The organism is Shewanella baltica (assembly GCF_900456975.1).
GTDB lineage: Bacteria > Pseudomonadota > Gammaproteobacteria > Enterobacterales > Shewanellaceae > Shewanella > Shewanella baltica.
Genome location: NZ_UGYM01000002.1, coordinates 3,926,812 through 3,945,027, shown reverse-complemented (window position 1 = coordinate 3,945,027; position 18,216 = coordinate 3,926,812). Strand labels below are relative to the sequence as shown.

14 protein-coding genes, 1 tRNA gene and 1 pseudogene are annotated in these 18,216 nt (G+C 42.3%); 5 read left to right on the top strand and 11 right to left on the bottom strand.

The window, feature by feature from the left end:
- Both DYH48_RS17575 and DYH48_RS17570 read right to left on the bottom strand, forming a co-directional pair.
- Positions 1-1,104 (bottom strand): porin, encoded by a 1,104-nt coding sequence (locus tag DYH48_RS17575; protein ID WP_115335489.1) that lies wholly within the window; start codon positions 1,102-1,104, stop codon positions 1-3.
- Positions 1,105-1,539: 435 nt separating this feature from the next.
- Complete coding sequence (locus tag DYH48_RS17570; RefSeq protein WP_115335488.1) at positions 1,540-2,604, bottom strand: porin; 1,065 nt, start codon at positions 2,602-2,604, stop codon at positions 1,540-1,542.
- A 426-nt stretch (positions 2,605-3,030) separates the two neighbouring features.
- On the opposite strand from DYH48_RS17570, the gene tcdA reads away from it, so the two are divergent.
- On the top strand, positions 3,031-3,840 hold the full coding sequence (gene tcdA, locus DYH48_RS17565) for a tRNA cyclic N6-threonylcarbamoyladenosine(37) synthase TcdA (protein ID WP_006083017.1): 810 nt from the start codon (positions 3,031-3,033) through the stop codon (positions 3,838-3,840).
- Positions 3,841-3,927: 87 nt separating this feature from the next.
- Here tcdA and DYH48_RS17560 read toward each other — a convergent pair whose 3' ends face one another.
- Positions 3,928-5,559: an ATP-binding protein gene (locus DYH48_RS17560; RefSeq protein WP_071938616.1), complete on the bottom strand. Its 1,632-nt coding sequence runs from the start codon at positions 5,557-5,559 to the stop codon at positions 3,928-3,930.
- Between the two features lie 168 nt (positions 5,560-5,727).
- Between DYH48_RS17560 and DYH48_RS17555 the strand changes: the two genes are divergently transcribed.
- The gene (locus DYH48_RS17555) at positions 5,728-6,339 is read left to right on the top strand and encodes a superinfection exclusion B family protein (protein WP_006083015.1); all 612 of its coding nucleotides are present in this window, start codon (positions 5,728-5,730) and stop codon (positions 6,337-6,339) included.
- A 142-nt stretch (positions 6,340-6,481) separates the two neighbouring features.
- Here the strand turns inward: DYH48_RS17555 and DYH48_RS17550 are convergent, their stop codons facing one another.
- A complete protein-coding gene (locus tag DYH48_RS17550) occupies positions 6,482-6,613 on the bottom strand; it encodes a DUF3149 domain-containing protein (protein WP_006083014.1) in 132 nt (43 codons plus the stop codon).
- Positions 6,614-6,927: 314 nt separating this feature from the next.
- Between DYH48_RS17550 and DYH48_RS17545 the strand changes: the two genes are divergently transcribed.
- Together DYH48_RS17545 and DYH48_RS17540 are read left to right on the top strand one after the other, a co-directional pair.
- Entirely contained in the window at positions 6,928-8,517 is a 1,590-nt protein-coding gene (locus DYH48_RS17545; RefSeq protein ID WP_115335487.1) for a bacteriohemerythrin, read from the top strand.
- Between the two features lie 289 nt (positions 8,518-8,806).
- A tRNA-Leu gene (locus DYH48_RS17540) sits at positions 8,807-8,893 on the top strand.
- 129 nt (positions 8,894-9,022) lie between these two features.
- Here DYH48_RS17540 and DYH48_RS17535 read toward each other — a convergent pair.
- The 7 genes and pseudogenes from DYH48_RS17535 to DYH48_RS17505 all read right to left on the bottom strand — a co-directional run bounded on the left by DYH48_RS17535 (position 9,023) and on the right by DYH48_RS17505 (position 14,809).
- Positions 9,023-9,355: a YegP family protein gene (locus DYH48_RS17535; protein WP_011847750.1), complete on the bottom strand. Its 333-nt coding sequence runs from the start codon at positions 9,353-9,355 to the stop codon at positions 9,023-9,025.
- A 119-nt stretch (positions 9,356-9,474) separates the two neighbouring features.
- Entirely contained in the window at positions 9,475-9,879 is a 405-nt protein-coding gene (locus tag DYH48_RS17530; protein WP_115335486.1) for a DUF2787 family protein, read from the bottom strand.
- Positions 9,880-9,898: 19 nt separating this feature from the next.
- Positions 9,899-10,342, bottom strand: coding sequence for a JAB domain-containing protein (locus tag DYH48_RS17525; RefSeq protein WP_115335485.1), 444 nt, complete (start codon positions 10,340-10,342; stop codon positions 9,899-9,901).
- A gap of 69 nt (positions 10,343-10,411) precedes the next feature.
- Positions 10,412-10,939: pseudogene (locus DYH48_RS17520) on the bottom strand (hypothetical protein); the annotation flags it as partial.
- Positions 10,940-10,960: 21 nt separating this feature from the next.
- Entirely contained in the window at positions 10,961-12,994 is a 2,034-nt protein-coding gene (locus DYH48_RS17515) for an AAA family ATPase (protein WP_115335483.1), read from the bottom strand.
- The gene (locus DYH48_RS17510; protein ID WP_115335482.1) at positions 12,991-13,926 is read right to left on the bottom strand and encodes a tyrosine-type recombinase/integrase; all 936 of its coding nucleotides are present in this window, start codon (positions 13,924-13,926) and stop codon (positions 12,991-12,993) included. Before DYH48_RS17510 ends, DYH48_RS17515 begins: the two co-directional genes overlap by 4 nt.
- Positions 13,927-14,089: 163 nt before the next feature.
- Positions 14,090-14,809, bottom strand: a complete 720-nt coding sequence (locus DYH48_RS17505; RefSeq protein ID WP_115335481.1) for a hypothetical protein — start codon at positions 14,807-14,809, stop codon at positions 14,090-14,092.
- Positions 14,810-15,254: 445 nt separating this feature from the next.
- On the opposite strand from DYH48_RS17505, the gene DYH48_RS17500 reads away from it, so the two are divergent.
- Positions 15,255-18,029: a UvrD-helicase domain-containing protein gene (locus DYH48_RS17500; protein ID WP_115335480.1), complete on the top strand. Its 2,775-nt coding sequence runs from the start codon at positions 15,255-15,257 to the stop codon at positions 18,027-18,029.
- Positions 18,030-18,216 lie beyond the last annotated feature (187 nt).

Below are 18,216 nucleotides of genomic sequence, written 5' to 3'. Positions count from 1 at the left end.
TTAGAAGTCGTAGCGTACGCCTACAGAGAATACATTGTCATCTTGTAGATCAATTTTAGTACCGCCATTTAGCTTATAATCACCTGTATACACGGCATATTGACCGTATACCATAGTTGATTTAGCTAAGCGATAATCTGCACCAATGTTCATGTTTTGTATGTTGATATCGGTATCAGTAACACCTGCAACTCCAGCAGCTGTTTTAAAGTTGATACCAGCAATGTTTCTAAAGTAGTTACCAAAACCTGCATTATCAACAACGTATTCGGCTTTCAGATTTACGCCGTTTAGGTCATACGATATGTTAAGTAAGTAAGTGTTACCTTCAACATCACTGTTTATGACGCTTTCAGCGTTTTGGAATAAACCGCCTACTTTGAACTGACCTAGTTTGACTTGTGCTACGCCACGGTATGCATCAACTGCATCAATTCCTTTGTTGTATGCAGCAGCAACATAGTAGTTTTGTTCTTTAAACGCTTTATCACCTAACGTTGCACTGAATGCGTATAAGCTTTCGGTAGTTTTAGCAGTAGTATCATTATCATCGAACAAATAAGTGGCGTTTAATGTTACTAGCTTAGCGATTTTTGGTGAGTAGTAAGAAACACCGTCAGCGCTACGAGTCTGCGCGTTTAGCAAGCGGTCCATATCGGCGTTAGTATTACCGAAAATATCTACACCGCCTTCAGATTGTTTGAATACAGTGTCATTACGACCAACTAACACAGTACCTGCGTTAGTTTTTAAACCTAAATAGGTGTTACGTGCTTTAAATACTTCATTGTTACTTGATACAGTATTTGAAGTGTTTTCTACTTGGAATTCCATTTGGTAGATAACTTCAAAGCCATTCGCGATTTTTTCTGAACCTTTGACACCTAATAGAGAAAAGTTGTTTTCTAAATAAGTACCTGCATTATTTTCATCGGCATAGTTTGATTCAACGCCGCTAGTTCCTGATTGTAGAGTGGCACCTGTATCAGTATGGGTTACAGCAAGCTCTAAACGACCATAGAAGTCTGGGCCTTCGGCTAGCGCACCGAATGAAGCTAATGCCAATACTGATGCAACTGATGCAGAGATGAATGTCTTTTTCATGTTTTGTGCTCCCTCGAACCTAAGTTCTTTTCCATTTTTCATGGTTTTTGTGTGATTTAACGCATTTATTACTGAGTTCAGTAATAAAGTTGCAGCCGATTTTTACAGTTTTACGACTCGTAGGCTGTGGTGCAGATCATGTTTTTGGCTCTCCTTGTCCGTATTCGGGCTATTTCTAGGATATTTCCTTATACCTTGACTGCAAATTTACCTGAAAGGTGCAAAACTGTATTTTTCACTTACTACTTAAGTGGTAGGTAAGGCGGATTGCCTTAGACAGTGGGTCGGCGAGGGTAACTGTAGCATATACTAATACTGTAGCAAGTCTGTCATATCGGCTATGGATATGTGTTTGGGGACGATATCTAAGCAGAAAAAGCGGCCGAAGCCGCTTTTTTATCAAGAAATAACCTTGTGGTTAGTTTATTAATCTATTTAAAAATCAACGCGTAAACCAACAGTAAAGATGTTGTCATTAAGGTCTTGCTTCATATCGGCCAACATAAGATCACCATCGAAGCGCGTGTAGTGACCATAGACCATAGTCTTAGTGCTCAGACGGTAATCCGCACCCACACTGAACTGTTGCAGGTCGACATCGCGAACCTGTTCCAAACCGCTGTTGTTTTGGTCACCGACATAACGGCTCACGTATTTACCTAAACCTGAGTCATCTTTGCCGTACATCATCTTCAATTTTAAGTCGCCAATTAAGTAAGCCGCGTTGACGAAGTAGGTATCACCTGAGAGATTGGCAAACTTATCATCCACATGTTCACTGTGTTGATATAAGGCACCTAAGATCACGTCACCGAATTTAGCTTGGGCAACACCACGGTAGGCTTCGACATTATCAATACCATCACTATAGGCGGCAGCGACGTAGTAGTTTTGTGCTTTAAAGGCTTTATCCCCTAAGGTGGCGCTCAGAGCATACATGTGATCTTTGCTGTACACCTCGTCGCCATTGCTATCCACTTGATCATAGTTATCGCTCATCAGATAGGTGGCATTAAGCGTCACCAGATCGGCAATTTTAGGTGAATAGTAAGAAATGCCATCGGCGGAGCGAGTTTGGCCTGCAACCAGCAAGTCGATATCGGCGTTGGTGTTGCCGAAGAGATCGAAGCTACCTTCAGCTGATTTAAATACTGTGTCGTTACGGCCCACTAAAGCAGTACCAGCCGCACTTCTGATACCAAGGAAAGTATTACGGGCATTGAACGTCTTGTTTGAGTTATCAAAGTTTTCGACGCCAAATTCCATTTGATAAATGATGTCAAAATAGGGGCTTACAGCTTCAGAACCTTTTACGCCTAACCATGAGAAGTTGTTTTCAAGAACAGTGCCGTCCTTTTGGTTCTGAGTTGCGTAACCTGTGTCTGAGTTGGTAATAGCAAGATCAGCATGACCATAGAATTCAGGGCCATCGGCGAGTGCTGTGAATGAATAGAGTGTGAGGCTAGAAATAATAGCCGTAGTCAGCAGAGTCTTTTTCATCTTCATTTTCCTGTGCTTATCGCTGTTATATGCATGGATAACTTAAGTATCTATGCATGCTGTTGAGCTTTTGTGTGGCAAAGTCTGCACAGACTGTCAGCAATAAAGTGTGATCTGGATCAAGTTCTATATAAAGAGTGGTTTATTCAACATATTGTTTTACAAGTGAAATACAGGTTTTCATTATGTTGATTACCGAGTTGTTCGGTCATGCATTATGAGTCTTTGCATTTATTACGCTTGCTTGGCAATCGTATCTCTTTGCATCTGGCGTTATGTGTCTGCGGATCTGATTTCGATTTATGTCCAGATCGTTTAGAATCCACCGCACATTTCTGGTGTTGCTACTAAGCTGCCCCTGTTGGCATCCATTCGATGCTAGGGCAAGCGCTCCTGCTGTTATTGGGTAATATAAGGTAAGTATTTATGACTGAGGCCTATCTAAATCGATTTGGCGGAATTGGCCGTTTGTATGGACAAAAGGCTCTGGCTAAATTTGCCACATCCCACGTGGTGGTGATTGGTATTGGTGGCGTAGGTACTTGGGCGGCAGAGGCCTTAGCGCGAAGCGGCATCGGACAGATAAGCTTGATGGATTTAGACGATATCTGTGTCACTAACACTAACCGTCAAATTCACGCGCTCAGTTCCACTATCGGCAGCTCTAAAGTCGCTGTGATGGCGCAGCGGATCCGTGAAATTAATCCTGATTGCCAAGTGAATGAAATTGAAGATTTTATTACATTGGATAATCTAGGCGAGTATTTGCTCGGGGCGAAAGAGGGTGGCAATATTGATTATGTTATTGACTGTATTGATGCCGTTAAGCAAAAGGCTGCGTTAATTGCCTGGTGTAAACGTCAGAAAATCAAAATTGTTACTGTCGGCGGTGCGGGTGGGCAGACAGATCCGACTCAAATTCAGTTAACTGATCTCGCTAAAACCTACCAAGATCCTTTGTTAGCCAAAGTGCGCAATATTTTGCGCCGCGAATATAACTTCTCTAAAAATGTGCAACGCCGATTTGCGATAGATGCGGTTTTTTCCAGTGAGCAGTTAGTTTATCCGCAAGCCGATGGCTCTGTTTGTGGTACTAAAGCGGCAGCTGATGGCAGCATGAGAATGGATTGTGCGTCAGGTTTTGGCGCTGTCACTATGGTCACTGGGACATTTGGCTTCGTGGCGGCAAGTCGAGTATTAGCGCGCTTAGCGCTGCAAGCTCAAGAAACGCTTTAAAGGGTTAACGTTTTTCTACTGATGATTTCACCGCTCGTATGAGCGGTGAGTATCACTGCAATATTGTGTCATTCCACTGCGTTATATCTAGATATAGAAATCTTGTTGGCCATTTAGGACCGTAGGCTCGCATTGAGTGTACGGAAATTTGATATCAAATTGCGGGCCGCCAAGTTTTGAGTCTGCGCGATAACTCATAGTGCCTTTCAACAGCGTCGCGGCATTAAAGGCCGCTGATAATCCTAAGCCCGTGCCGCCTTTATTCCGATTCGTAGTGAAAAATGGCTCGAACATGTGTTCTGCGACATCGGCTGGAATTTCTAAGCCATTATTTTGAATGCTAATTAAAATCGACTCTTCGTCCACAGTGGCGCTGATGTGGATGAGATTATCTTCACGTCCTTGGAAAGCATGGGTAAAGGCGTTCGACAGAATATTGCTGACGATTTGATTTAATAAACTGATATTGGTTTGAATATTGAGTGTGGGTTCTACGCTGATTTCAGTGACGGCGTTGACATGCGGATGCATAATTAATGTCGACTCTAAAATCTCGTGGAGTTGCTGACTTAAGTTACAAGGTTGGTGTTCTTCATGACTGCGATCGATGGCGATCGTTTTGAATTTTTGGATCAAACTACTAGCTTTGGTGATATTGCGGACAATGAGTTCACAGCTTTCTTGATACTCATTAAGGATCTCATTGATTTCATCTAAGGTGGCTTGGTCGCTGTGGATCAGGTCGATCAGTTCTTCAATATGGCTGAGCTGCGCACTCGCCGCCGTCAAACAAATGCCAATCGGGGTGTTTATCTCGTGGGCAACCCCTGACACCAGTCCACCCAAGGCCGCCATTTTTTCTTGCTCAACTAACACCTGCTGCGCCCGTTTTAGCGCACTAAGGGATTGCTCTAACTCTATGGTTCTTTCTTTAACTTGTCTGGCGAGTTCTTCTTTATAGCTACGTTCGAGCTTGAGTAGCCGCTCTCTGTCTTCCAGGGCCGTTTGCAGTTCAGTCTTAGATTTCTTTAAGGCGCCAAAGGAGCTTCTCAGTTGCACTTGCATGCTGTTGATGGAGTCGGCGACTTGTTTAAACTCATCAATTTTTTCTTGGCGGGCAAATTGCAGTGGCTCGTATTCTTGATCGAGGTCGATATTTTTACAGTATTGGCTGAGTTTATCTAAGTGTTTGGTGATATTGAACCATACTAAAAATAGAATAAATCCAGCAACTAAGAAGGTTTTTATTCCGTTAGAGAGCAAAATGATAATGGCTTTATCATACAAGCGCTGATAGATAGCATCGACATCGACTTGTATTTCGAGTGTGCCGACATTAATACTCTCGGTTGGGGATTTGTAGACTAAAGGAAAGGTTTTATCTAAGGAGTGTTCTTGCTTTTGCACGCCCGCATTCCACGCTTGGCCGCTGTCATCTTTAATCGAAATGTAGTTAATATCGGGCAGCTGAATTAAGCCATTGAGCTGAGTGTTAATGAGCCGCTCGTCAATCACCCAAATACTGGCGGCGAGCACATCTAAGTTCACCTTTTCCATATTGGAAAACACTCTGTCGATACGCACAACGTCATTGCGATAATCACTGATCAACTGATAGGCAGTGGTGATTAAGGTGATAACAGAGCTAAAAAGTACAATAGACAAGGTAAGGTGCCTGCCTATGGGACTTTTGATAAGTTGGCTAAAGAATGTCAGCATCTTAAATTTTCTTTATGCAATAGCGGCTTGAGATGCTTATAAGCATAGACCTACAGATCCAGAAAGTGCATTTTCTTGCGAATAAAATCAACGAAATATCTCTTCATTTATGGCATTAAATTTGCTTATTAGCCGATAAGTTCAATTTTTTGTCACTGGGATAGCACTATGTTTAAACTCAAGCTGGATTCAGTTAAGTTTGTTAGTCCAAAGAAAATGATGTTCAGAGTCATGCTGTGGCTAATGGTGAGTTGTACTGTCTTACTCCTTATTCCCCCGAACGTGTTGGCAGTGCTGGCGCTCGATAAATTTGTGCCGGAACATGCGCAGTTTGTTGGATTAGGCCTGATCATATCTATCGCCTATTTTTTGAGCCAGTTGATTAACTTAGGCTTAGATGAATCAATTCGTCATTTAAGTGATAAGCGCGTTATTGAGACGATTGAAGCTAAAGTGAACCTGCTTGATCCCGCAGAGCGAGCGTTAGTCAGAGAGTTCTTTCTTCAGGGCGCCACAATTTTGACTCTGCCGCAAAATGAAACCGCAGTGAAAAGTTTATTGAATGCCTGCATCTTAGAAAAGCTAGGTAACGAGCGCCATTATGCGATTCAGGGACCGACAGCCGATTATAAGATTGCCATGAAAGCCCGCATGTATCTCAACCGCGATGTGCTGCGTTTGCCTGCGGGTGAGCCGAGCCAAGAAGAGATGCAGTCGTTGATTAAAGCGCGTCCGCAATTTTTAAATGGTCTAGTACAAAACAGAAAACACGCTGCATAGGCGTGTTTTGTCTCGCTCGGATGAGTGCTGGCTTTAGATGAGTTGCAGTATTCTGAAAAGCGAGACAACAAAAAATGGGGGTGATAAAAACCCCCTAGATTTTGCATTTATACAAGAACATGAAGAACAACTGGAGCAAAAACTATTGTTTCGGTGCCGACTTCACAATGAACATCCAAGTGATATAAGACACTATCCCTATTGTGCTAAAGATAACGATCATTGAAAGTAAGCCTATGGGGTTACCAAACATTAGATCTAACCAAAATGCCATGACTGAAATCCTCTTTCCTGTGAAGTCCTCTCTAAATTAGCGGTATTCGATAGCTAAAATACTGATCTTGATCAATAAAGAATCGACATAGGAATACAAAGTCATAACCCTTAGTTAACTCTGTGATCTTGGTCATATTCCTGTGGGTCTTTAACTGGGATGAGTTCAAATAATTTAGCTTTGTTTGTTCTTCAGTTAGCGTCTAGGATTAATCTACTTAACCAGATCGATATTTTGTTATCGCACCATGCTATTTATTTGTTCTTGTTTTTTTAGATGAATGTTGTGATATCAGTTTTTTAAAGGAGTAAAAGATGGATTCTAATAAAAGTCGCAAGGATTCAATGGGATATAATTCTATCTTTGCGCCACTGCTGTTGCTGATTTATCCACTCTATTGTTTAGTGATCACAGGGCACTTTGTCGCCATCCTGTGTTTAAGCGCGCTCGCCGGCATTTTAATGTTCAACATCAATAAATTAATTCGCAATTTAAGACAGCTTGAACGTGCCGCCCATCATTTAGGCGAGGGAGATTTAAGCTATCAATTAGAAGAGAAAGATGCGGGCGTGTTCATTAAGGTCGTGCATAGTATCAACCGCATGGGCGAGGATGTCAGCCGCACGATTTTATCTTTGTCTGATACCTGCGAAGGGATGAAAAAAGTGGCCTCGGATATCAAGGTCATCAGTGAGCAGGCAAAACAAGGCGTGTTAGAGCAAGAACATCAAACGGAACTGGCCGCCAGTGCGATGACGCAAATGGTTTCAAGCGTGCAAGCAGTATCGCAAAATGCCGTGAGTGCGGCCAAGGCTGCCGATATTGCCCAAAGTTCTGCCAAGCATGGCGACCAAATCATGAATGGCATAGTGACTAAAATTGGCGCTATGTCAGCACAGATCCATGACACTCGAACTGTAATTGAACACTTGGCCGCCGACAGCAACAATATCAGTAGCATTATCGAAACGATTTCACAGGTGGCTGAGCAAACCAACTTGCTTGCCTTAAACGCCGCCATTGAAAGTGCGAGAGCCGGTGAACATGGCCGCGGCTTTGCCGTTGTCGCCGATGAAGTGCGTAATCTTGCGAAACGGACATCTGAAGCCACGGTTGAAATCCAACAACAAATCGCAGCATTACAAAAAGGTGCACAACATGGCGTTGAAGTCATGTTGAAAAACGTGGTCATTGCCGACGAAACCGCTGAGATGGTCAATCAAGCCCACAGCGCGCTCGGACAAATCGTCACGCAGGTAGAGACCATTACCGATATGTCCCATCAAATCGCCACGGCATCGGGGCAACAACACACTGTTGCTGAAGAAATTAATAAAAATATCACTGTGATGGCAGAGCTCGCCCTAAGTAATGCGTCCCACACCAACAACACTAACTTATCGAGTTTGAAAGTGTATAACATGTCGCAGGAAATCGGCTCCTTGCAGCACCGATTCCATGTGAATGCGGCATTCTTTAACTCGAGTCAGGCACAAAATAAACTGTTTGTGAAATGGGGGCCTGAGTTAGACATAGGAATGCCAGAGATCAATCGTCAACATCAACGATTAGTGTCGCTGATCAATGAACTGCATCGCACATTAAACGAAGAGTATGGACTCGAAGCCATCAAACGTATCGTGCAAGGGCTGGTGGATTACACCGCCAATCACTTTGCCTATGAAGAAGAGCTCTTTGCCCGTTTTGGCTACCCACAAACCGACAGTCATAAGGAAAAGCACGGCAAGTTAGTCGGGCAAGTACTTGATTTTCAAAAGCGGGTTGTAAAAGGGGAAGATGTTGCCGACGAATTAATGACTTTCTTGAAGGCTTGGTTGGTTAACCATATCCAAAAAAGTGATAAAGAATATACCGCCTTTTTGTTATCCCATGGCGCAGAATAACCCCAAGAGCATGATTTTTGAGCGGTTAAATGCAATTTGTATTAAAGTCGCGGCAAAAGACTTGCCATTGTCATGGGCAAAGGTATAATTCCCAGCACTTAGAGACAGCCAGTAGTTTTGATTGCTTCTAAGTGCATATTTGATATGCCAGTGTGGTGAAATCGGTAGACACACGGGATTCAAAAGTCACAGTGTCTACGGTTTAGTGTCACTAAGCTGATGATATAAATAGTTATTTTTAAAAAGTTCACTTGCAAAGATTTGCAAAGTTTTATAGATTGAAGATTATGCCAGTGTGGTGAAATCGGTAGACACACGGGATTCAAAATCCCGCGCCCTTAAAAGCGTGCCAGTTCGAGTCTGGCCACTGGTACCACTTCAAAGCCGACCTTAGTGTCGGTTTTTTTGTATCTAAAATTCAGTCATGTTAGATACTTACCAACTCGCTACTTTGCTAGAGTTCATCATTCACCTTCCAGCAAAGCACCACACTGGGCATGCTTGCCTAGGTCAAATCTTTAATGGTGGTTGTTTTTCCATTTTCCATCACCGACTTAATCCCGTTATCTCTCGCAGCAGTGCTCGAATACATTTGGCTAGTGCCAATGATTTGATGGTTGGCTGCTTTGAGGTTGAAATACGGCTTCTCGTTTTTTGCTACTTCTTTGGCATATCGGGCTTCGATTGGGGAGTTGGTTTGCACGGATTCAATACCGTTCAACGCACCACTCTTACCTGTGTAAAGTTCGCTGGTGAGAATGACTTCTCCATTTCCCGCCTTTAATACAAACTTAAATTGCTCATTACTGCTTTTACTTAATTCATACCATCCTGACATGGGGTTGCTCCTTATTCTTTAGCGCAAGCAAGGAAGACATTTCCTGCTTGAGCATCAGTGTAGTCGATTTCATTTTATTTGAGATGTGACTTTTGCGGTGGTTTTGAGTGTTTTGAGGGTTAATCTGCCGACACACTGACATTAAAAACGCCTAACTCTTGCCAGTAGCACAGGAAGTTTTGCTCCCATATCGGGTAAAACTCTATTGCTGCTTCAATGACTAATAGGCCGCTAATGCTTTGAAATACGCCGCTGCTAAAGTCAAAGTCCAGTTCTTTAACCAACTCCCATTGTCCCATTTGGCCGACATAGCAAAAGTCGGTGATGTAGCATAACTGCCATTGCTCGGCGTGTTTCTCTAGCCTTATCTCCACAGGATGAAAGCCACCCCGTTGGGGGCTGTAATCTGGATCACGAAAGTTAATCGTCACGGCATTGTCGGCTTGGTTAGTGATAAACGGGATTAATGCCAATAGCAGTCTGTCAGAGACAGGCAATGCCAACTCTTTGTTGATGGTATTCATTGTGTGTCCTTAGTCGGTGTTAGAACAAATCGCTGTGGGTTTCGCGAAGGCTGGTAAAGCGGTTAAGGCCAATAATCACATGGTCGAGGACATTGATATCCAGCACTTTGGCGCACTCAATGACTTTACGGGTGAATTGGATATCGCTAGTGCTTGGTGTTGGATCGCCTGAAGGATGGTTATGAACAAGGATAACGCTGGGCATATTGAGAATAACTGCCGTGCGTAACACTTCGACGGGTCGCATACTGATACCGTTCACTGAACCTGTCGCCACGACTTCTACGCAATTAATGGTGTGCTGGGTTGTCAGGTTTGCCACGATAAACATTTCTTTGGTTTCATGCTTTAGGTAGTCAAATACCTGCGCGGTATCTTCAGGCCGTGTGATGGCTTGCTCGGCTAAGGCGCACTGGGTTTCTTTGAACTGATATTTGACATTGATTTCACGGATAATCGCCATGGTCTATCCCTATTGGTGCTAAAGACTTAGGAGCGAAAGGGCTTCCTTCTGCTCCTGATAGTGTGTGCATTACTTGGTGGTTTTGGCTGGGGTATCGCTCTTAGCCTCACTCTTTGGTTCTGTGCTGGCCTCAGCACTAGCCTTAGCTTTCTTGGTCGGGAACTTGGCGGCCTTGAGGATGAACTCATCTAGTTCACCTTTCTCCACAGCATCGATAATCAGCTTGATGGTGTCAGGTAGCAGGGTTTTATCACCGACATCAATGGCGGGTTTATCCTTTACCAGTTCGATAGGCTTAATCCCGATACGGACTTCGAAGTAATAGTGACCTTCACTGTCGTAGTACCATGGGCGCACTGTGATACGGCGGCGCACCTTCTTACGCTCTCCCGTCTCTGGGTCTTTGACACTTTTCTCGCGGTAGGCTTCAAACTCGCTGCCTTGGATAAAGCATTCGGCCATATCCAATTGCTGCTTCAGCTTGTCAACCAAGCGGGTTCTTTTGCCGATGATAGGTGGCTTAACGGCGATTTCAGGGCGAGCGATAACCTTGAGCGAACTCAATAATGTTGTCATGGGGTGTTCCTTTTCGTGGTTTAGTGGGTTGTGTTGCTGGGGTTAGTTGATAAAGCCAATGCGGCGCGTGGCTTGTTTACGGTTGTTTTCTTGGGTTAACAGGGTAATAGCGGTGGCTCTGTGGTTGTGGTTAGGTTGAAATAACATGCGCCTTGCTACGATAGCGAAGTCACCGGGCGTTAATTGTTGTAGTGCGTGAAGTTGGTCTGCTTCGGTTTGGTTTAACTTAGTGATACCCAATACTTGCTTATACAAGGTCTGGCGCTGTTGCTCCGTTAGATAGTCACAGGTCAGTTTGAAGTCAAAGCGGCGCATCACTGCGCTATCGATTGCGCTGAGTGCGTTAGTCGCTGCAAAGACGGGCATGGTGTTGCATTCAAGCTGTGACAGCAGTTCGTTGATGAGCTGCACTTCATACTGCGCTTGAGCGCTCTCACGCTGACTGAGCAAGCTATCGACTTCATCAAAGAGCATTAGCTTCTTTGTTCTGTGCGCTTCTCTAAACAGCGCTGCAATGTTCTGCTCGCTCTCACCGACATACTTACTGAGTACATCAGAGCACTTGATGTGCATGATATCCATACCGTGGGTTTCAGCTAAGTGATGTACCCAGCCTGTTTTACCTGTACCTGGGGGGCCATTGAGTAACACTCTGACAGGGAGGCTGTTGGCTATCGCGGTGTCGATATCACTGATAATCGTATGTGCATCTTGTCCGTCGATGGCGTTAAGGTTCAAGCAACTCGGGTCAAAGCTGAGCTGGCCTTGATATTTAGCCGCTGGCGGCTCTTCACCACAGGCTTCAAGAGTGGCATCAATAACATCCAATACCACAACTTCAGCCTCATCCCCCGTTAAGGCTAAGGTACTTGCCACATGGGCGGCGTTCGCAATATAAGCCGGAGCAGCATTAGATTTACTGGCTAACACCAACCGAAACGCATCCGACACCTTAAGCGATTTGAGCATGGTTTTACTCATGGCAAAGCTAAAGGCTTCATCGGGCACAGGGATTTCCATCACTAACTTAAAGCGCCGTATGTAGCTTGGTTCCAGTTGCGATACATGGTTGGTAATCCAAATAGCAGGTACAGGATTGGTTTCCAGTAAGCGCATTAAGCCTTCTTTAGAGTAATGCTCATCGGCATGCTTAAACACGCTTTCGCATTCATCAACCAATAACAGGCTTTCATCTGAGCCATCGAGCAAGCTTTGCAGTAGATTAAGGTAGGTTAAGCGTTGGCTAGTCGGCTCTTTACTTAAGAACTCCTCAGTCACTTTACCATCCTCAAACTGCACACTTTGTACTTCCACTAAGCTGCGCCGCAGTGCCTTTGCCAAGGTGCGAGATAGCTCGGTCTTGCCTGTTCCCGCTGCCCCATAGAGTAAAATGTTAACGCCTTTAAGCCGCTGAGTCATGGCAGCCCTTAGATAGCGATACACTAAATCGGCATTCACATGCTCAAATTGTTTAAGCTTGAACTGTGCAGTAGGGCTGTGTTTGATAATCGGCGCGAGCAAGGATTCACGGCGAGTGAGCTTTTCAGTCACCAGCAATACCCTAAACGGCTCCGGTATTCTCAACAAATGCGGTAGGAGTAATGCTGCTCCCTCAATAAAGCGATTACGGGCTAAAGGTTCTAGCTGCTCATGGATATCATCACTGTTGAGTCCCGTTTCTTGCTCTAACCAATGAATGAGAATATCCGTATCATGGTCAGCTAGCAGGTTAAGCAACTCTTTGAGTCCCGCATTGGCATTGAGCACGATGATGAGCACCATCATGGGTTTCATCGCGGCATCTAGCTTAAACAGTTCACACAGAAACCGCGCATTGTGCTGCACCGTTTCTGCCATTACAGGGTAATTATCCTTTAGCGGAAACAGCGCTAGGGTGCTGTCGATATCATGGTTAATGCCATGTTGCAGCTTGATACCTACTAACGAGTTAATCGCATAGGACGGCATATATTCAAAGCCATAATTGACGGCTGACAGCAATAAGTCTTCGGCGATTTGAGTCGCAAGGCAATAACAATGCTTAGCGTGTTTAGCGATGGGTTTGACGTTTATCATCGACTGCCGCGCCCCCGTTTAATAGGCTTTTCAGGCGGAATGTAATCCAGCATCGCAGCGGCTTGCTTCATAAACGCATGGTCACGTTTATCGTAAATGGTAGTGGTACTGATATCGGCGTGTCCTGCCATTTGGCGCACGGTATTGATATCCACATTTTGCTCAAGCAAGCGAGTAATAAAGGTACGGCGTAAATCATGGGGTGATACGTTATCCACTCCTAGCTCATACAAGGTATCTTTAACTAACCGATATAAAGCCGTTGGGGTGGTTGGCTCGGTTAGCTTAAGCTTGCCTGTCAGTGTCGACTTACACACTAAATAACCCTGCTGGCGCTGACGTAACTTAAGCCATGCCAACAGATTTTTCTCTACCCATTCAGGTAAGAACAAGGTGCGACTCTTGTTACCTTTACCCACTGCTACCGTCAGGGTATGCAAGTTGGCATCATAGTCACTCAGCATCAACGCCGATAACTCACTGCGGCGCAATCCAGTACCCAAGAACAGGCTGAATATCACCAGATTACGGGTAGCAAAGGTGCCTTTTTGCGTTTTGCAGTAATCCAATACCGCGGTCACTTGCTCGGTGCTTAACGGCGTACCTTGATGCTCACCGTGCTTCACTTGATTTATGGTCTGCAAGTTAGCGACCTGCGATAAATCGGCTTTGTTCATCAAGGCTGCCACTTTGACGATATTCTTAATCGCTATCATGGCGCGGTTAATAGAACGCGCTGACCACTGCGCATGGGTCATCATTGCGCGTATTTGCAGCGCTTGTTGATAGTCAATCTGACACAGCTTGTCATCGAGACAGTCTTCTTGCCACTGCATGAGTCGCGCAATACTGCGCATTTGTGAGCTGATTGAACGCTGACTATTAATAGACAGGCGGCTCAAATACAGCGCATAAGGGGTCGCTGTAGTCATAGAGAACTCCAGTAAGTGTATTAAATTGAATTGTGTTTAGAGGGTTGAACTAGAAGGGAAAAGTGATACTAGAAACACGTTCATAATATCACTTTGAGGACTAAATTTCAGCCACTGTTTTTGACACGGTTGGGATATATAAAAGGGGCCGTTAAGTTTGTATCTATTTATCAAACTCAAGATCAAGTTCGATTTCATCATATCCTAGCTTGCTTTCAAGTTTTTTAATCTTATTCTTTAGTGATTCTATTTCAGATTTAAGTTCATCAATCTTTTCATTTCTGACATTTTTCTTTATTGACTGCAACTTTCCGAAGCTTGAGATTTTACGGTCGTCTAGCTCTTTCAATATAGCGTGTATGATTTTGCTGGTTTGACCTTGGTAACCATCATCTTTGTTAGTTAGTTTATCTTTTGAATTACGTTCTGATGTGGAAGAGTTGAACTTATCAAGCTGATTTAATATTGACTTCATCTCCGATTCATTATGAACCCCAAAAGAATATAAAAGTTTAAATATTCTATTGAAAACCTCGTTGTCACTTATGTTTCTTTGTTTTTTTGTTTCCTTGGTTAATTCAATGAATCTAAGTATTTTATTATATGTGTTATTTTCTATGTAAAATTTAGACCTATTTTCATCTTTAGATTTTTGCTTTATTTTTTTAGTCCACGCCAACCAGTGCTTGCCTAAGTTGTCTTTGTGTAAATTAAGGGTGTTTGTTAATTCTTGTTTAGTGGTATTTTTGGGTTCGCTTATTAACTTTGAAATTGTTGTTTCAATATTTTTATATGATTTGTGTTTCTTTCCAATTATATTTAATAGGTTTTCACCATAAAATGTCCATTCTTCTATTGTTCGATCTTGGCGTTTTCTACCCACAATGCAGCATCCTTATTTACTATTATGCTGAACCAGTATGGTAGTTATTTTAACCTAAAAGTATCATCTGTCCACCTGTAAATATTTTTCATGTCCACGCTTAAAAATATAGTCTGTCCACGCTAAATTATTGTCGTGCAAATGTTGCTGCTACTCGATTTTATAGCAAAAAAACGTGCAGTTTATCTAAAAGGCGAAGATATCATCTGTAAAACTAAAGGATTAATCAATCCTTAGTGTAGAACGATACTTAGGTAACATGGATGAGCTATCTTGCTCTAATCGTGTATGGCTCTCTTTCGTCATTATACATTTCTAATGTGCAGTGATAACCGCTTTGTAGTGAGATAAAAAGCAGTGGTTATCATGCTTAGATAGAGGTAGTATCGGTTAGATAAATGCTCTTAAATGTCAGATCAATATTCAATTATATAGGTATTAGAGAATGAGTAGTTCTAAGCTATCTAAGAGTAATTCTAAGTCACCTATTATCAAGTCCAAGGGTACTGCATTCTTTCGTAATATCGTTCCGAGTAAAATTTTTAATGTATCACGTAATGCTAAATACCCATTGGTTCAGCCAGAACTTAATCGTAAAATAGCTGAAAAAACTAATCCTAAAACTTTAAACTATACAACTAATATCGCTAAGATCATGAGTGTGCTGCGAGATAGAGAAATAGTTGAGTACCAACACAGTCTCATTAAAGCAGCAATCAATAACATCAGCGAAGATACAGTTGATGTTGACTATATACGCATAGGGTTATCTCTGACATCAACAGATATAGATAAACTTCTAGATAAAGATAGTGGTATAACTTGTGTTAAAACTATTGATAGAAACGCTAGATTAATAGTAAAAAATCATAAGGTTGGTAATGCGAATAAAGGCTTCAAACGAGGCGATAAACGCCCGTTTTTTACATCTAGATTTGAATTGTTTGCTGATAATGATGACTATAGATTTATTAATGTGTTTCTAGCTAATCCTGACCATGATCGTAATAATGAACGGGCTTTAGTTTATAACTGTGAAATAGAGTTTATTCCAACTCGTGTTAGTCTACCTTTAATATCATTCATGCTTTACCAATTTCAATCGGTATTAGGGCCCCGCCGTTATAAGCAATTACTTGATAATGCCTTGTTATTAGAACTTCATACAGGATATATCATGTATGGAGTATCTCAGTTATTCGCTTTTATGAAAACGAGTAATAATAGGGTATCTAAAGGTGAATGTTTCCCTAAGTATAAAAGTTGGGCTACAGAAACTACTTATATAGGTGACAGATATAGCCACCATCTGATTGGCTATGACAAGACACTTAAAGAAAACAAGAAGTTTATAGAGCTTGCAATTAAGGGGCTCGCAGGGTCATTTGAGCGCGCCGCAGGTGAGCTAGATGGCGTTGCTGAGTGGTTCCCTTCTCAGGCGTGTAGCTACCGTCTAGAGTCCCGTGAAAGGCTTGATACTAATCCTATTAGTAAACTAGGTACGTATTCCGTTAAGTCCTTACTCGGTAATGTTCGATTGTTAAATCCTCGGTATCTTGAAGAGTTAACGGATACAGAATTAAAGAGATTAGTTAAAGATAAATCGATAGATCCGTTATCGGCTAAATGGAGCGCTATATTTCGTAGGACAAAAGGTAAAAAACTTTATTATTCTTTTGATACCTCCCTACTCAATACAGCATTCAATGGACGCTGGCAGGCACTGTTAAAGGCTATTCAGAGCCCCACCAAGAAGCTTGAAGTTAAGCCTAAGAGGAACTATCAAAAATCGGTAACAAAAGCCCGTGAGAGACTTAAAAAAATTATTAAAAAGCAGCTATTGAACTGTGATTCTGTTAATAAAATAGTTAAGTCTAAGAAACCTGCTATCTACGTTGAGGGTTGCCCCGGAGCGGGCAAAACACGTCTGATTATTGAGCGCGTTAGACATTTGTTAGAAAAAGGAATCAAGCCTAGTGCTATTTGTGTACTTGCCTTTACTAATAAGGCAGCTGATGAGTTTAGATCCCGCCTAAATGCTCAAAAGCTGTATTCAGATGATATGGTTGTCAGCACGTTTAGCAGTTGGTGTAACAGTTCTCTAGACAAAGACAAAAAGCTCAAGGTTCTGAGTTCGGGTGAGGTGTTGAATGCGATAAAGTCACTTATTGACGAAAACAGTGAAATAGTCAAAAAATATGATGAGTACGAAATAGCTAGACGTTGTGTTTCAATCTTTAGCCACATGGCCGATTTCGATAACCCAGATATTGTACTTACTATTCAAAAGATAGCGTCAGATTTAATCGATTTCAGTGATGATCTTGCCAAAATCTATAAGGCATACAACAAGTATAAAGAAGGAAAGTATCGCGATTTTAATGACATGCTTTTACAAATGAAAAGCGCTTTAAACGATGCTAACTTTCTAGAGAAGATGACAAATCGATATGAGCATTTGATCGTCGATGAGATCCAAGACACTAACGCCGTTCAATGGCATATCATCAAAACTTTATATAACAACAATATTAAGTTCTTTTGTGTGGGAGATCCCGCTCAATCAATTTATGGTTTTCGTGGCGCGAACAGCCAGATAACTACTAAATTTAAGAAGAAGTTTGAGGGCGGGGGCAGGTACCAACTTACACGTAATTATAGAACGACTGAGCCTCTCGTTGAGCTAACAAATATTCTAAGATTTGATATAAATACCGATTATCTCGGCTCAATAAGCATGTTAAGGACAGATAAGCAAGATACTGGATTTGCTAGAGTTAAATACTGCGATAAGTTTAATGAAGCCGTTTCTTGGTTAATTAATGATTTAGAGGAAGATGATAGCTGTTATGAAAATAAACTCATTTTGTGTCGTTACAATAAACAAGTTGAGAGCATCAAAAATACACTACTAAAAGCGGGATTTGATACATCAGAAGGAAAACCCCTGCAAGTGTTGACTTTCCATAAATCGAAGGGATTAGAGGCTGAGCATTGCTATGTATTCGATCCTTTATTTAGTCAAAGCTTACTTTCAACATACAAAGAAGAGCTATGTAATACCTATGTCGCTTTTACTCGGGCTAAGAAAGCACTGACGATATTTGTTAACGAAACTGGTACTACGGTTTATGGATTGGGTCCTAAGCAAGTTAAACGTACAAAGGCTAAGAGCATCTTCCTTGATTTACCAGAGGAATGGTTAGAAGTTGTCGACTGACACAACCTATAGGCAAAGGAGCAACTATATGTGGGTGACCATATAGATGCGGGAGTCATTCTCATCAGATTACCTAATTTAATTATGAACAGCTTCAAGTTTGCTTTAGTCAGGACTTTGTTGCTCGTTCTACCTTGCTAACATATTGACGTTTGTGTGGAAAACGTGCTTTATACCAAGTTTAAAG

Bases quoted from the DNA above. Each gene is read 5' to 3' on its own strand.
- DYH48_RS17575 (WP_115335489.1), bottom strand. From the start codon at position 1,104: ATGAAAAAGACATTCATCTCTGCATCAGTTGCATCAGTATTGGCATTA.
- DYH48_RS17570 (WP_115335488.1), bottom strand. From the start codon at position 2,604: ATGAAAAAGACTCTGCTGACTACGGCTATTATTTCTAGCCTCACACTC.
- tcdA (WP_006083017.1), top strand. From the start codon at position 3,031: ATGACTGAGGCCTATCTAAATCGATTTGGCGGAATTGGCCGTTTGTAT.
- DYH48_RS17560 (WP_071938616.1), bottom strand. From the start codon at position 5,559: ATGCTGACATTCTTTAGCCAACTTATCAAAAGTCCCATAGGCAGGCAC.
- DYH48_RS17555 (WP_006083015.1), top strand. From the start codon at position 5,728: ATGTTTAAACTCAAGCTGGATTCAGTTAAGTTTGTTAGTCCAAAGAAA.
- DYH48_RS17550 (WP_006083014.1), bottom strand. From the start codon at position 6,613: ATGGCATTTTGGTTAGATCTAATGTTTGGTAACCCCATAGGCTTACTT.
- DYH48_RS17545 (WP_115335487.1), top strand. From the start codon at position 6,928: ATGGATTCTAATAAAAGTCGCAAGGATTCAATGGGATATAATTCTATC.
- DYH48_RS17535 (WP_011847750.1), bottom strand. From the start codon at position 9,355: ATGTCAGGATGGTATGAATTAAGTAAAAGCAGTAATGAGCAATTTAAG.
- DYH48_RS17530 (WP_115335486.1), bottom strand. From the start codon at position 9,879: ATGAATACCATCAACAAAGAGTTGGCATTGCCTGTCTCTGACAGACTG.
- DYH48_RS17525 (WP_115335485.1), bottom strand. From the start codon at position 10,342: ATGGCGATTATCCGTGAAATCAATGTCAAATATCAGTTCAAAGAAACC.
- DYH48_RS17515 (WP_115335483.1), bottom strand. From the start codon at position 12,994: ATGATAAACGTCAAACCCATCGCTAAACACGCTAAGCATTGTTATTGC.
- DYH48_RS17510 (WP_115335482.1), bottom strand. From the start codon at position 13,926: ATGACTACAGCGACCCCTTATGCGCTGTATTTGAGCCGCCTGTCTATT.
- DYH48_RS17500 (WP_115335480.1), top strand. From the start codon at position 15,255: ATGAGTAGTTCTAAGCTATCTAAGAGTAATTCTAAGTCACCTATTATC.